We start from the raw sequence: 14,456 nt of genomic DNA, 5'->3' as shown, positions 1-14,456 counted from the left end.
CACAGCGGGGGTGATCAGGGCGTTGCCCGCGAGTGCGCCGGTAGCGGGGTGTAGTCGCGCCAGTGACGGGTGAGCGCGTCCGCGTAACGGCGGGGCTCTCCGACGGTAACCCAGTCCGCGGAAAGTCTCCGTACACGTACATCACCGGTATGGGCATGTTCTCCGACGGCAAGGCCGAGGTCGACCTCACCGCGGGCCTCCGGGCGCGCGATGAGCTGGTGAAGGACGAACGGGCGCAGTACCAGACGCGACACCAGCGCGAGGGGTTCGTCGACGGTCGCCGGGGCGGGCCGCTGCCGGATCCCGCTGACCCGGTCCCCGCCGGGTTCGGTCAGGTCGACGATCCCGAACGAGCTGATGTCGGCGCGGTCGATGAGTTGAGCGGCAATGACGAAATCCGCTCCCTTCCCGGCTTGCTCGCGCATGGCGGCCAGGTCCGTGCCGGGGGCGCCGCCGAGGAGGACATCGTCACCGAACGCGACCATGAACAGGTCGCAGTCGGCCAACTCTTCAGCCAGGGTCAGCAGCGGGGCGGCGTTGCCGTACCCGTGGGCCAGGTCCTCGGGGGTCGCCTTCACGGGGAGCCCTGCCTGGCGCAGGCCGCCGATGTAGGCGGGGATGATCTGGTCGCCGGGGCGGGTGACGACGTGGACCAGGTCCGCGCCGGCCGCCAGGCATTCGGTGATGACGTGGCCGAGGGCGGGTTCGGAGCCGATCGGCAGCATCTCCTTGGGAACCCACGTGCTGAAAGGCTGGAATCGGGTTCCGTGCCCGGCGGCGGTCACTACCGCCGGGCACGACGGGCGCTGAGGCAGGCGGGTCACAGGAGATCTCCGATCAGGTCGGCCAGGACATGGTGAAAGCGGCTCATCGGGCCGCGCACTCCGTACTCCACCTGGAAGCAGGGCACGGAGACGGCGAGGCGGGCGCAGGCAGCCCTTGCGGCCTTGGCCAGCTCGGCGTCGTCGAGGGTGCGATGGATCAGCCAGGGCCGCCAGAACTCATCCGCCGGGGTGAAGCACGCCTCCGTCAGGACCTGGAGGGCCTCGGCCGGGGCGAGACGACGTGCCTGCGGAGGGTGGTCGGTGTCGGTGAGGCGAGGGACGAGAAGGATCTGCAAGGCCGACCCGGGCACCAGGCGGGAACCGAACGCGGTGGCGAATGTCCGCGCGGACAAGGCGGTCTTGTCTCGCGTGCCGAACCGGCGGGGAAGAGCGTCCGCCTCGCCCGCAGGCACCGCGGCCAAGAGTTCGGGAAACGCCTCCAGGGTGCCGCGGGCGACCGGGACCGGGAGGGGTATGGCGACAACTCGCCGCTGCTCGTGGATGATCAGCCTGTCGTTGGACAGGAGCGATCCTCGGCCGCCGAGCCCATGAAGAAGCGCCGCGAGCGTGGTGGTCTTGCCCGCGCCGCGGTTCGCACAGATCATCACCGTGCGGCCGGCGATGTCGAGCCCGGCGGCGTGGAAGACGATTCCGCCGGCGGACTCGTAGGTTCGCAACATCACCTCGCGGATCACGCGCAGCGCGTACTTCGGGGCGGCGGTCTGTTCGGCCACGTACAGGTCAATGACGGGCCCTTCGATCTGTACGGCCCACGCTCCGGGCCGTCCTTCGAGCACGTCCGACGCCACGGTGTAGCAGCGGCCCGCGGTGCCGATGCGGCCCTCACTGAGGATGACCCCGGGAACCGGTTGCGCCGTGGTTACCGCCAGGTCGGTGAAGGTCGCCATGGCGGTGCGAAACAGGCCGGGGTCGGTGTGCACATGAATCTGATGGCCGGGTAGCTGAAGTTCTCCGATGCGATCGGCCAGGTAATCGGTGAAGTGCCGGGCCAGGGCGTCATGGTCGGCGGGGGTGCTCATCACGGTGAGCGGGACGTCACCGGCGTGGCAGGTCAGGTCGATGTGCGTGTTCACAGGCCGCCTTTCGGGTCGAGGCGGCGCATCGCCGACAGGCCGGCGTCGATGCGTGCCTGACGGGCGGCAGGCGGGGTGTTGCGCAGCCGCAGGACCGACGTGGCGGTGAACGCCTCCAACACGGTCCGTGGGGGAATCTCGCCGCGTAGCGCGGCCAGCGCGGCCTCTTGCCGGCTGTGGAACCAGTGGACAGGCAACCGATCCGGGTTGTCGTGACCGGGGCACAGGTTCGCGAGAGCGTCGGCGTGGATGGCGCCGGCACCGTGCACGGCCAGGAGGGCACGGGCCGCGTAGCCGGCCAGCGCGCACACCGTGACGTCGGTGTCGTAGCACAATCCGCCAAACAGGCGCTGCCAGTCGTCGTACTCGGGGGGCCGCAGATCGGTCAGCAGCGGCGGCAGCACATCGATACAGACGAGGCCGTCGTCAGGGTTGATGACGAAGTTCGCCAGATTGGTGTCCAGGCGGGCCCCGCTGGAATCGAGGGCTTTGGCCCACGCGGCGATCTGCCGTACGGCTGATGTGAACACGACCGGGTGAGTTGCGGCCAGATCGGGCAGCGGCGTTCCGGAAATCCATCGATGCTGAACCGCGGGCCGCTGCCCGGACTTCACGATCCTGACGTCGGTGGGTAGCCGAACTCCGACCGCGCGCAGCTTCTCGATGTAGCGGCCGAGGTGGAGGGCTTGGACGTCGTCGGGGGTCAGCCGGTGGATCGGAGTGCTGTGGGAGGCGCTCATGAGCTTGAGGACCTGGCCGTCGCCGAGGCGTTGGAGCAACGTCATGTCTGGTCTCCGCTCTGGTGGGAGCGCAGGAACCGGTTGGCGTCGGCGTACATCGCCTGGAACTGCTCCGGCAGGTCCAGGCCGAGCAGCTCGGCGAGCCGGTCGGCGGTCTGCAGGGTCGTCGCGCACGCGTCGGGGACGGGCGGCGGGGATCCGGTGGGCTGGTGCCGGTAGCCGGCGCTGATCAGCCCGGCTTCTGCGGCTTGTCCCGCGCAGACCAGAAGCATCAGCAGCGCCTCGATCACCGAGGCGGCCGAGTGGGAGGAGCGGATCGAGGTGGGTGATTCATCGGCCAGGACGCCGATGCTGAGGGTCGCTAAGGTGACATCGGCGAGCTCGTCGCCGATGTCGTTGATCGGCCTGCCCGGGTCGTCGTAGGCGGACATGTTGATGCCGTGGCGGCGGGCGACGCACAACGCCAGGTGCCCTAGCTGCACCGCGAGCTCGGCACCGGCGGTGGCCGCGTCCCAGGCTCGGGGCGCGGTAGGGGCGAACCCTCGGCGTAGTTGCCGGGTCTGCTCCATCATTTCCGCCAACTCATGGTTACCGATCATGAATGGTCCTCCTTGATGATCAGAGGACGGGCGCCTGAGGTGCCGCTGCTCCAGTAGGCGTCCGGCCCTTGGCCCGCCACGCTGATCCGCACACCAAGATCCTGGGTGAGGGCGGACACCAAACGGTTGGCGACCGCGGCGTGAATGACCAGCTCGCGCCGCTCCGGCAGGATGTCGAACGCGGCCCCGGCCAGACCGCGCCGGGACAGGGCCGCGGAGATCGCGGCGTGGCCGGGAACGGTCGCGGTCGCCGCAGCGGCGCATCGTGCCCGCTGGGCTTGCGGGCAGCGGTTACGGGTTGTGCAGACCTGCCCGCCGTACACGCCGAACCGGTCGGTATCCCTCAGCACGTACGCCAGCGCGCACGAGTTGGTGTGAAACACCGGGTGGTCGGGGTGCCGGTCGCCGGTGTGGTGGATGAACTCCCAGAACGCCTCGGGGTATACGCCCTCGGCCTCGGTCACCCCCGGTGCGGTGGCAAGCGCGGGCCACAGCTGGGCGAGCCGGTCGAGGGCCTCGGGTTCGACTTTCAGGCCGGCGGCCATGGTGCAGGTGGCGTATCTGGCGGCGGTGTCCAGCACCCGGGTCATGATCTCCTCGGTGGTGACCGCCGGAAACGCGGGCCGCCAGTAGTGCACGATCGGGATTCCCGCGGCGTGCAGCGCCGGGAAGTTGTCGCGGATCTGTTCATGCCGGACGCCGACCTCGATCGCCGAGTCGAGTCCGGAGTAGCTGAGGTAGGCGATGACGCGTAGCCCGGCCGCCATCGCTGTGGTGATGGCCTCGATCGTGCCGGCGGGAAATCGGCACTTGCTGATCAGCACGATCAGGTTCGGCAGGTTCACGCGGACGAACTCGCGTAGCAGCTCGGCGAGGTAGGCGCGGTTGGATGCCACGGCCATGACGTCGGTCCAGGTGAACAGGGCGACGGCGCGTTCGGGGCTGTACAGGTCGGAGTCCAGCAGCATCCGAACGGTTTCGGCGGGAGTGTGGAGCTGGACCGGAGCGACCCGGGTCTGCCGCCTCTGGTTCAAGAAACAGTAGGTGCACTTCTTGGGGCAGCCCTGGATCGGGTTCACTGCCAGCCATGAGGCGTGCTGGTCGATCACCGGAGTCCATTCGCGGCACTCCAGCCCGAGGTCAGCCGCATCGATCTGCATGGCATCTCCTTGGTGGGGTTGATGTGTCGTCCCAAGACACACCCTTGGGCGGGCACCTCATACGCGGCATTCAGATACGGCACATCGTGTGCAGATTGCGCAAATGCCCTGGCTGATCGCGGTCATCGGCGTAGCCTTGAGGTATCTCTGTGTGATCACAGGAGCGCGCCATGAACGCACGCGATGCACTATGGGACTCGGCTCGTGCCCGGGCCCTCATAGCGGCTAAGGACGTCGGCGGCATGATCAGGTTTGCGCGCCTTGCCCAGGGATTGCGCCAAGGAGATCTCGGGCGTGCCACCGGCTACTCGGCCTCGACCATCTCCCGGCTGGAGAACTGCCGGCGCGCGTCGAACGACCTGCCCATGCTGCGGCGTGTCGCTGAAGCCGCGGAGATACCTGCTGACGTTCTCGGTGCTGCTCTCGGGTTTTCCGGCCCGGCGTCGGTTACCGTGGCGGCAGGCCGGCCCGAGGAGGATCCAGTGCGACGTCGTACGTTTATGGCTGCTGCAGGGTTCGCCATCCCGGCACACATGCTGGCCTCACTCGACGACGCTCTGGCCGTGCTGCCACCCCCGCCGGTGGCGCCGACGGCCGATGAGGTCGCCGCACAGTTGGCTCGTGCGCGGCGCTTATTCGATGCCGGGGACCTGGCTCCGTTCATCGACCGGCTCCCGCGGCTGATGAGTGTGGCGCACGCCAACGCCGAAGAGGTCCACGACGCTGCCGGGTACGCACGGCTGACGTTGTGCTACAGCCTGGCCACGGAAGCGCTGAACAAGCTTGGCCTCCCGGCGAGCAGGATCACCGCGGATCGTGCGACCGCTTACGCCACGCTGTCTGGATCGCCGATCGCGACGGCCGCCGCCGCCCGATCGCTCAGTATCGTGCTGCGCCACGAGGGCCGGCACGCCATTGCCAATCGGGTGACGATGGATGCCGCGTCCCGGTTGGAGGCCACGGGGCTGGCGACGCCCGCCCAGGCCGCGGCGTATGCGCAGATGCTGTGCACGTGCGCATACACGACTGCCCAGGCAGGCGACAGGGAACGCGCCCTGGATATGATCACCGACGCGGAGAAGGCCGCTGCGCGGCTGCCCGTGCGCCCCGGCAAGCCGTTCTCGGTCACCCCCGCCGGCGTGGGGCTCTACCGGGTGGGGATCCACTGGTCCCTCGGCGACGCGGGCGCGGCACTACACGTCGGCCGACGGCTGAGCCCAGGGCAGTTCCCCACCGCCGAGCGGCGCGGGCGGCTGCACACCGACATGGCGCGCGCCTGGTGGCAGGCAGGCCGACCGGAAGAGACCGCTCGGGCATTGCTGGCTGCGCACCGTGAGGCTCCGGGCGAGATCCGGCGTCCCTTCATTCGCAAGCTTGTCACCGAGCTGGCTGCACGCCATCCCAGAGTGACGGGCGTGCAGCATCTGGTCACCCTGGGTGGCGAGAGATAGCCCTCGACCCCGCCCTCTGAAGAAGGCGGGGGCTGTCATCTTCGTTTCCACCTGGTAGGGGGTTCAGTCAGCCGGGAGTGGCTCGGGCTGGAGTCCGACTTTTGGCTCGGACCACGCCCCTCGCCCCCGCGATCATCGAGGGCCGCAAGATCTCGGTGTTACTACTGCGTTCTCCCGTTTATCGGTCAGCGTCAGGTCTTCCTCCAAGAGCTGGATCCGCAGCGGGTTGCGACGCACCGCTGCAGCTCGACCAGGCGGCTAGCCCTTGTCGCGCTGCCCGGGGTGAATCCCGTCACGTGCTCAGCCGGTGGGCTGTCCCGTGAGATGGGCGCGGATCTGGCGGATGTGCTCGGGGGTGGTGCGGCAGCAGCCGCCGACGAAGGCCGCGCCCGCGGCGTTCCACTCGGCGGCGGCCTGACCGAACTCCACCGGGTCGGCCAGTCCGAGCCAGGTGCGGCTCGCGGCGTCCCAGAGCTCACCGGAGTTCGGGTAGACCATCGCCGGCTTCCCCTTGATGTGGCCGATCAGGCTGGGGATGTGACGCGGGGCCGTGCAGTTGACGCCGACCGCGATCATCTGCGGGTCGCCGGCGAACAGCGCGGCGGCCTCCTTCAGCGGGGTGCCGTCGTTGATGTGCTCTCCGTCGCGGCAGGAGAAGCTCACCCACGCCCGCATCTCCGGTGTCTCGGCGAGCAGCCGCTTCAGCGCCCTGGCCTCGGTGTAGGACGGGATGGTCTCGCACGCCAGCAGGTCGGCCTCGCTGCCGGCCAGGAGATGCCAGCGCTCCCGGTGCCAGTCGGTCAGGCCGTCCTCGTCGAGGTCGTAGTCGCCGGTGTATTCGGCGCCGTTGGCCAGATAGGCCCCGTAGGGCCCGACGCTGGCGGCGACCGTACCCGAACCGTGGGCGTCGCGGGCCTCGACGGCCAGGTGCACGGAGAGCAGGATCAGGTCCTCGGCCTCGCCGGGGCTCAGGCCCCGCCGTACGAACGCCGGAATGCTCGCCTGGTAACTCGCGGTGGTCGCCACCTCCGCCCCCGCGGCGAAGTAGTCGAGATGCGCCTGCCGGATCATCGCGGGATCCTCCACCAGGAGCTTCGCCGACCAGAGCTCGTCCCGCAGGTCCGCGCCGAGCGCCTCCACATGAGTGGCCAGCCCGCCGTCCAGAATCACCATGCCGCTACCTTATGCGGACCGGGAGGGCTCGAAGGACCCGGTTTCCCCATGCGGCCGCCCCGGCGGGGGCGGCACGGATCGCCCGCGCCCGCCGTCCCCGGCGGAGGTCCTCCGCCGCGTCACGACCCGCGCCGACGGCGGCCGGAGGGGGCCGCGGGGGCGGTCCCGGCGTTCACCGCGACGGCCTTTGCTGCGACGCCAAACCTGAGCAATTCAGGCCGGAAAAGGGGGCTTTAAGCTGAAAAGCTGAATTTTTGCTGGGAAATATGGCCGGAACGTGATCGTCGATCTTCCGCAATAGATCGCTCACACACTTGCCTCCAAGAACTCTTGGAGGTTTCTTTGAGTTACAGCAGGCGTGGTTTTCTGACAGCGGTCGGCACCACGGGCGGTGCCGGCGCACTCTTCGCCACGATGGGCGCGCTCGGTCTCGCGCCCACCGCCGAGGCGGCGACCCGTACGGCCTTCGTCCCACCGCAGCCGTCCGATTTCACCCTCACCGGCAGGGGCGCGAAGAAGGTGGTCGTGCTCGGCGCGGGCATCGCGGGCCTGGCCACGGCCTACGAGCTGGGCAAGGCGGGCTATGACTGCACCGTGATCGAGGCCCTGGACCGGGTCGGCGGCCGTAACTGGACCATCAGGGGCGGCGACAGGGTCACCGAGCTGAACGGGTCGACCCAGACCGCCCGCTTCTCTGACGGCGTCTACATGAACGCCGGACCCGCCAGGCTCGCGCAGTGGATGGTCACCATGGACTACTGCCGCGAGCTGGGCGTCCCCCTGGAGGTCTTCACCAACTCCAACGCGCAGTCGTACATCTTCAACGAGGCGGCGGGGATGACCACGCCGGTCCGCTGGCGTACCGCGAAGTCGGATGTCTACGGCTACATCTCCGAGCTGCTCTCCACGGCCACGGACAGCGGCGCGCTCGACGCCAAGCTGACCGCGCAGGACAAGGAGAGGCTCATCTCCTTCCTGAGGAGCTTCGGCGCCATCGGTACCAAGGCGAACGGCTTCGCCTACACCGGTGGTGAGCGCCGGGGCCACAGCGTCGATCCCGGCGCGGGCGAGCAGCCGGGCACCGCCCTGGGATCCGTTCCCTCGCTCTCCGAAGTGCTCGCCAGCGGGGTCGGCCAGCGGTTCTCCTTCGAGTTCGGATATGACCAGGCGATGCTGATGTTTCAGCCGGTCGGCGGCATGGACGCCATCCCCAGGGCGATCGCCGCCGCGGTCGGCAAGAACAGGATCATGCTGAGGTCGAAGGTCACGAGGATCACCGACCTGGCCGACGGCGTCGAGGTCGAGTACCAGGAGCACAACGGCAGGACGCGGAAGATCAAGGCGGACTTCTGCGTGGCCGCGATGCCCCCGCACATCCTGGCCAGGACCCCGCACAACCTGGGCCCCGACGTGCAGGCCGCCCTGGCCACGCCGACCGTCACCTCGTCCGGCAAGATCGGCCTGGAATACCGCCGCCGGTGGTGGGAGACCGACGAGAACATCTACGGCGGCATCACCAACACCGACCTCGACCTGTCCGTCATGTGGTACCCCTCCTACGGGTACGGCACGCGGCGCGGCCTCGTCATCGGCTACTACCACAACGGCGCCAACGCCGACGCCTACGCGGCGCTCCCGCACGCCCAGAGGGAGAGGCGCGCGATCGAGCAGGGCATGAAGATCCACGGCGCGAAGTACCGGGACGAGCTGGCCTCCTCGGTGTCGGTCGCCTGGAAGCTCCAGCCGCACATCGAGGGCGCCTGGGTCGGCTGGCCGTCCCGCACCGGCGCCTATCAGCTGCTCAACCGGCCGGCCGGTCACGTCCACTTCGCCGGTGACTGGCTCAGTTACATGATCGCCTGGCAGTCGGGCGCCCTGGAGTCGGCCCGTAAGGCCGTCACCGACATCCACAGGCGTGTGCTCACGCACTGACCCGTTCTCCCGCGTCCCGGCCGCTTCCGGCGCGCGGAACGGTGAAGGCGGTCACCGGTGAGGTGACCGCCTTCACCGGCGAAGGTCAGCCGATCCGGCGCAGGGCCTCCGTCAGGCCGGACAGGCCCACAGGGCCGAGGTCCAGGGCCGCGGTGTGCCAGCGCTTGATGTCGAAACCGGGTCGCCGCGCCGCCTCCTCCCTGGCGGCCAGCCAGGCGCGCTCGCCGAGCTTGTAGGAGATCGCCTGGGCGGGCCAGCCGAAGTAGCGGACCACCTCGGCGTGGACGCGGTGCGGCTCACAACGGCCCCGGTCGCGCAGCACCTCGCACGCCTTCTCGAAGCTCCAGCGCGAACCGTCGGGAAGGGGCAGGTCCAGGTGGACGCCGATGTCGATGACCACCCGGGCGGCCCGCAGCGCCGACGCGCCGAGCATGCCCAGCCGGGTGCCCGGCTCGCCGAACCAGCCCAGTTCGTCGGCCAGCCGCTCGGCGTACAGCGCCCAGCCCTCGCCGTGCCCGCTCACCCAGGAGTTCCTGCCGAAGCGCGACAGGCCCTCCCCGGCCACCCGGGTGGTGCCGAGCTGGAGGTGGTGGCCCGGCACGCCCTCGTGGAAGACGGTGGTCAGCTCGCTCCAGACCTCGAAGCGCTTGCGGTCGTCGCCCACCGGCCACCAGGTGCGGCCGGGACGGGACAGGTCCTCGCTGGGGGAGGTGTAGTAGGCCGCGCCCGAGGCCGAACCGAGGGCCAGGGTGACGTCCACGGTGCGCAGCGGTTCGGCGATGTCGAAGTGAACGCCGTGCAGCTGGTCGATCGCCTGGTCGTGACGGTCCTTCAGCCAGCCCAGATAGGCGTCCCGGCCCTCGACGTAGTGCGTCTCGTTGAGGATCGCGGTCGCCTCCTCCACCGAGGCGCCCGGCCGTACCAGCTCCGCCTCGGCGGCCAGCTCCGTCTCGATGCGGGTCAGCTCGGCCCAGCCCCATTCGTAGGCGTCCCGCAGGTCGATGTCGTCGCCCAGGCTGATACGGGCGGCCACGGCGTAGCGTTCGGCGCCGACCCCGTCGGTCTCCGTCGCCCGCGGGGCGTACTCCTCACGCAGGTAGCGGGCGGCCTCGGCGTAGGCGGCGTGCGCCGACGCGGCGCCCGCCTCCAGCTCGCCCCTGACCGGTCCGTCGCCGTAACCCGCCACGAAGTCCCGGTGGGTGGAGCCGCTCGCGAAGAGCTCGGCCTGCGCGGCCAGCTCCACCGCCTGGCGGCGGGCCGCGCTGAGCCCCTGGGCCAGGCCGGTCTCCAAACTCGTCCGCCAGCCGTCCAGCATGCCGGGGACGGCCGCGAGCCGGGCCGCCACGTCGCGCCATTCGTCGTCCGTGCCGTGCGGCAGCAGGTCCACGGAGTCGCGCAGCATGGAGAGCAACCCGAACGGCGCCTGCACCGCGCGAAGCGGCTCGCCGATCTCGTACGAGGCGAGCTCGGCCTCCAGCCGCTCGCGCAGGTGCGCCGCGGCCCGCACGTCCGCCTCGTTCTCCGGTCGCAGCGAGGCGAGCCCGCTCAGCGTCTCGACGATCAGGGAGGCGCGGGCGGCGTCGCCGTCCGGGCTGAAGTCGGTGGCCGCAGCGAACTCGGCGTCGACGCCGTCCGCTCCGGCGGTGACCGGATCAAGCGCCGTCCAGCGAGAGACATATTCATCACAAAGGGCAAAAATCGGGCTAGTCATTCCGGCACCCTAATTGAGGCGACCTGGGGAGTCACTCCCTTATCAGGGTGGCGTGCACTCCCCAGGCCGGGGCGGTCACCTCTTCCAGAACGGCCCGCGCCTCCCGGATCCGATCAGGGCCTCCAGGCCTTCGACGGCCCGGCGCCACAGGGTGTCCACGTCGCCGCCGGACTGCAGGTCCTCGGCCAGGGCCGCGAGCTCCCGGTGGCCGCCCAGGTGGACGGCGAGGGCCGCGAGGCGGCTGCCCAGGTCCTCCAGGTGGCGCAGCCGGTCGGCGGCCGGAAGGGAGGCGGCGGCGCGCAGCCGCTCCAGTTCCTCGGTGAGCTGCTCCCTGGACGGCTCCTGCGGCCTGACCTGCCGGGGCGACCGCGTGGGAGCGGGCATCATCCGGGCGTGCCCGGCGAAGCCGCCGGCGGTCGCGGCCGGCGGTGCGCCGGTCCCCATCCCGCTCGCCGCGAACTTCGGCGCCGCGCCCGGCGCTCCTCCGGGACGGCCGCCGGGAGCGGGCGGGCTCGCCTGGGCCATCGAGGTCAGCGTCATCGGCATCGCGGCGGCGACCGGGTTCTCCCAGCCGCTGGGCGCCTCCACCGGCTGGATCACCCTGTGCCCGGGACCGCCCTCGGCGACCACCTGGCTGTCGACCGCGACGAACGCGGTGAACCGGCAGAGCACGCCGTACTTGAGCGAGACCTCGACGATCTCACCCTCCAGCGAGTGGTCGCCGCTCGCGTAGCGGTCCTCCAGCGTGCGCAGCCGGGCCCGCGCCCAGATCGCGCGCGCCGCGAGGTTGTCCACGGCCGTCGCCGCGACCCGCCGCTCCCAGGGCTGGGCGGCTCCGTCCAGTCCGTGCACGGTCAGCGTCCCGCCGGCCTCGCCCCGGTAACGCCCGAGGACGGTGAGCGGGACGCCGGAGTAGATCGAGCCGAGGTGGCTGACCGACTCCGGGATCAGGTGGAGCCCGTCGGCCTTGAGGGACAGATCGGTGACCAGGGGGGCGCCGATCCGGCGGTGGATGTGCTCCATCGCCTCGTCCAGCCGGTCCTCGGACTCCACCAGCTCGCACCGACCCCCTCCGAGCCCGGCCAGCCTGCCCAGGAACCCGGCGTTGACCGCCCTGTCGATGCCGACCGTGTGCACCCGCACCCCGGACAGCCGGGCGCCGGTCCGCTCCAGGATCTGGTCCTCGTTGCCGACCTGCCCGTCGGTGACGAGGACCAGGACCCGGTCCCCGGTGGAGTCGCCGAGCAGTGTGACGGCCCGCTCCAGCGGGGTGAGCATCTCGGTGCCGCCGCGCGCCTCCAGCCGGGCCAGATGCTCCACGGCCCGGTAGCGGTTGCGGTCGGACGCCTCCGACAGTCCCTCGCCGAGCCCGTCCGGGTACTCCACGACGTTGTCGAAGGAGAGCACCGCGAACCGGTCACCCGAGGTGAGCGTGTCGACGATGCGGGCGGCGGCGCGCCGGGCGGCGACCATCTTCCAGCCGGTCATGCTGCCCGAGCGGTCGAGCACCAGCACGACGTCCTTGGGATTGGCCGTGGCCCGCGCCGGCTCGGGGACGACGGTCAGGACGAACGTCCCCTCGTCTCCGTCGGGGGTCAGGGCCAGGGAGGTGGAGGCGTCGAACGACAGCCGCAGGATGAAGTCGCGGTCCAGCCGCTCACCCGGCTGGAGGCGGACCGTGGCTCCCTCCTCCCGGACCACGTGCAGGCTGGAGCGGACCTCGCGCAGCTCCAGCCCGGCCTCCTCGACGGAGACCGCGAGCGAGAGCCGGACCGGGTTGGGGAACCCGGGCAGCAGCACCGGAGGCGTGATCCGGGAGGCGTCGGGGACGGCGTCGGTGTCCGGCGCCCAGCCGGCGCCCGCCTGCTCGCCGTCGAGCGGGGCGCCGGGGATGTAGCGGGGGGCGACGACCAGCGGGAAGCGGAAGGTGGCCGCGCCGTCCTCGTAGGGGAGCGGCTGGTTGAGCGTGAGGTGCACGGTGACGCGCTCGCCCGGCACGATGTTGCCGACCCTGATGGTGAAGACGTCCGGCCGGTCCTCCTCGGCGATCGCGGCTCGCCTGCCCTGGGAGATCGCCCGGTCGTAGTCGGCCCTGGCCTGGCCGCGTTCCTTGAGGATCCCCTCGATGACCCGCCCGTCCGCCTCCATCCTGAAGGCGGTCACGGCGGCGCGGTCGGGCAGCGGGAAGACGTAGGTCGCCTCAAGCGCCACGTCGTGGGGGTTGCGGAAGCCCTGGACCACCTCGACCCCGGCGATCAGCCCGGACACGGCGGCGGTCACGTCCACGCTCTCCAGCGGCAGGTTGCCGCGCTCGGTGACGAGGGCTCCCAGCCCGGCGTCAGGGACCGGCGCGCACTCCTCCGGCCGTAGCGTCGCGATCGAGGTAATCATGATTGCCTTCCTTCCGGAGAGATGAGGCCGCGTTCACGCAGGACCGCCAGGAGCGCTCCGGACGTGGCGGCGATCTCGGCGAGGTCGTCCGGCGACGGGGTACGGCCGCCGCCGTCGAGGAGCAACGTCACGCCGGTCGCCAGCCGTACGCCGTGAACGATCGCGGGCAGGGCGGACGGCCGGGGTTCTTCGGTGGTCGAGGTGGCGGGGGCCGATCCGGCCACGGCGGAGAGCGGCGAGGCCGCGGCGGGGGACGGTGCGGACGCGGCGGCCGGTGCGGCGGGGACGGGAGGAGGTACGGGGAGCGGCGCGGTCCCGGCGGGGGGAGGTCCGGCCGGGGCGGAAGGCGGTGCGGCCGGGGCGGAGGGGGGCTCGGCCCAGAAGCGGGGGCGTGGAGTCCTGGTCGCCACTGTCTCGGCCACCGTCTCGGCCGGTGTCTCCGGGAGGCGGGCGATGGTCTCCAGGACCTGGTCGGCCGCCCCGGCGAGCTCCGCCTGTATCTCGGCGATGGTCCGGCCGTCGGCCTGACGGCGTTTGACGGCGATGAGTTGCAGCAGATGGCGTCTGCCGTACAGGGCGACGCGGCCTCGGCGGGCCGACGGGGGGTCGAGCAGGCCGATCGTGGAATACCACCGGATCAGGCGCTCGTTGGGCACGTCTCTGACCCGCCCGTTGAGCCGGGCGCCGGAGGCCAGCGCCGCGGAGGCTCGCTCCACCAGTTCGCCGATGGTCCATTCCATGGACTCATGGTGACACTGTTATCGTGACAGTGTCAACATAAGAAGGCCGTCTTGGGGGTAGGGGCGTTAGAGCTCAACGGAATACCTTGAGGTCGAAACAGGGGGGAGTACACCTCATGTCCGCAATCACCAGCCCGCTCAAGCCGGACGCAAAGAAGGTCGTCGCCACCGCTCTCCAGGGAACGCTCGTCGACATGCTCGACCTGTCGCTCCTGAGCAAGCAGGCCCACTGGAACGTGATCGGCCACAACTTCCGCTCGCTGCACCTGCAGCTCGACGAGATCGTCGCGGCGGCCAGGGAGCATGCGGACTCTGTCGCCGAGCGCGCGGTGGCCCTCGGGATCAACCCCGACGGCAGGTCGGTCACGCTTGCCAAGGCGACGGAGCTGTCGCAGCTGGAAACGGGGTACATCAACGACGGCAAGGTCGTCGCCGCCATGACCGACATCCTCGGGTTCATCGTCGGCCGGATGCGCGAGCGCGTCCTCGACACCGATGAGCCCGACCCGGTGACCCAGGATCTCCTCATCTCGATCACGCAGAGCATGGAGATGTATCACTGGATGATGGAAGCCCAGCGCTAGGACCTCCGGCAGTGGCGAGGCGCCCCGGTCCCCACGGACCGGGGCGCCTCTTCGCGC

12 protein-coding genes are annotated in these 14,456 nt (G+C 70.5%); 3 read left to right on the top strand and 9 right to left on the bottom strand.

All coding sequences use genetic code 11. From position 1 onward, the window contains the following. Window positions 1-14: 14 nt before the first annotated feature. From J2853_RS21585 to J2853_RS21565, 5 genes are read right to left on the bottom strand one after another with little or no spacing between them, the layout of a single operon-like run. On the bottom strand, window positions 15-824 hold the full coding sequence (locus tag J2853_RS21585; protein ID WP_307560677.1) for a sugar phosphate nucleotidyltransferase: 810 nt from the start codon (window positions 822-824) through the stop codon (window positions 15-17). Next, window positions 821-1,918 carry a hypothetical protein gene (locus tag J2853_RS21580; RefSeq protein WP_307560675.1) on the bottom strand — a complete coding sequence of 366 codons (1,098 nt, stop codon included), beginning with the start codon at window positions 1,916-1,918 and terminating at the stop codon, window positions 821-823. The genes J2853_RS21585 and J2853_RS21580 overlap by 4 nt, the downstream gene beginning before the upstream one ends. After that, a complete protein-coding gene (locus J2853_RS21575) occupies window positions 1,915-2,703 on the bottom strand; it encodes a hypothetical protein (protein WP_307560674.1) in 789 nt (262 codons plus the stop codon). The genes J2853_RS21580 and J2853_RS21575 overlap by 4 nt, the downstream gene beginning before the upstream one ends. Continuing rightward, window positions 2,700-3,257, bottom strand: a complete 558-nt coding sequence (locus J2853_RS21570; protein WP_307560672.1) for a hypothetical protein — start codon at window positions 3,255-3,257, stop codon at window positions 2,700-2,702. The genes J2853_RS21575 and J2853_RS21570 overlap by 4 nt, the downstream gene beginning before the upstream one ends. After that, a complete protein-coding gene (locus tag J2853_RS21565) occupies window positions 3,254-4,417 on the bottom strand; it encodes a radical SAM protein (protein ID WP_307560670.1) in 1,164 nt (387 codons plus the stop codon). The genes J2853_RS21570 and J2853_RS21565 overlap by 4 nt, the downstream gene beginning before the upstream one ends. A gap of 170 nt (window positions 4,418-4,587) precedes the next feature. Between J2853_RS21565 and J2853_RS21560 the strand changes: the two genes are divergently transcribed. After that, window positions 4,588-5,868: a helix-turn-helix domain-containing protein gene (locus J2853_RS21560; protein WP_307560668.1), complete on the top strand. Its 1,281-nt coding sequence runs from the start codon at window positions 4,588-4,590 to the stop codon at window positions 5,866-5,868. Between the two features lie 300 nt (window positions 5,869-6,168). Here J2853_RS21560 and mmuM read toward each other — a convergent pair whose 3' ends face one another. Then, window positions 6,169-7,041 carry a homocysteine S-methyltransferase gene (mmuM, locus tag J2853_RS21555; RefSeq protein ID WP_307560666.1) on the bottom strand — a complete coding sequence of 291 codons (873 nt, stop codon included), beginning with the start codon at window positions 7,039-7,041 and terminating at the stop codon, window positions 6,169-6,171. A gap of 342 nt (window positions 7,042-7,383) precedes the next feature. Here mmuM and J2853_RS21550 point away from each other — a divergent pair, with 342 nt between their 5' ends. Continuing rightward, entirely contained in the window at window positions 7,384-8,973 is a 1,590-nt protein-coding gene (locus J2853_RS21550) for a flavin monoamine oxidase family protein (RefSeq protein WP_307560664.1), read from the top strand. Between the two features lie 85 nt (window positions 8,974-9,058). Here J2853_RS21550 and J2853_RS21545 read toward each other — a convergent pair whose 3' ends face one another. The 3 genes from J2853_RS21545 to J2853_RS21535 all read right to left on the bottom strand — a co-directional run bounded on the left by J2853_RS21545 (window position 9,059) and on the right by J2853_RS21535 (window position 13,815). Then, the gene (locus tag J2853_RS21545) at window positions 9,059-10,684 is read right to left on the bottom strand and encodes a DUF885 domain-containing protein (protein WP_307560662.1); all 1,626 of its coding nucleotides are present in this window, start codon (window positions 10,682-10,684) and stop codon (window positions 9,059-9,061) included. A 75-nt stretch (window positions 10,685-10,759) separates the two neighbouring features. Beyond that, window positions 10,760-13,075, bottom strand: a complete 2,316-nt coding sequence (locus J2853_RS21540; protein ID WP_307560660.1) for a VIT domain-containing protein — start codon at window positions 13,073-13,075, stop codon at window positions 10,760-10,762. After that, on the bottom strand, window positions 13,072-13,815 hold the full coding sequence (locus J2853_RS21535; protein ID WP_307560659.1) for a helix-turn-helix domain-containing protein: 744 nt from the start codon (window positions 13,813-13,815) through the stop codon (window positions 13,072-13,074). The genes J2853_RS21540 and J2853_RS21535 overlap by 4 nt, the downstream gene beginning before the upstream one ends. Before the next feature lie 116 nt (window positions 13,816-13,931). Between J2853_RS21535 and J2853_RS21530 the strand changes: the two genes are divergently transcribed. Continuing rightward, the gene (locus J2853_RS21530; protein ID WP_307560657.1) at window positions 13,932-14,399 is read left to right on the top strand and encodes a Dps family protein; all 468 of its coding nucleotides are present in this window, start codon (window positions 13,932-13,934) and stop codon (window positions 14,397-14,399) included. Window positions 14,400-14,456 lie beyond the last annotated feature (57 nt).

Source organism: Streptosporangium lutulentum (assembly GCF_030811455.1).
GTDB lineage: Bacteria > Actinomycetota > Actinomycetes > Streptosporangiales > Streptosporangiaceae > Streptosporangium > Streptosporangium lutulentum.
Note: the sequence above shows the minus strand (reverse complement) of the source record. Positions and strands in the feature narration are given on the sequence as shown.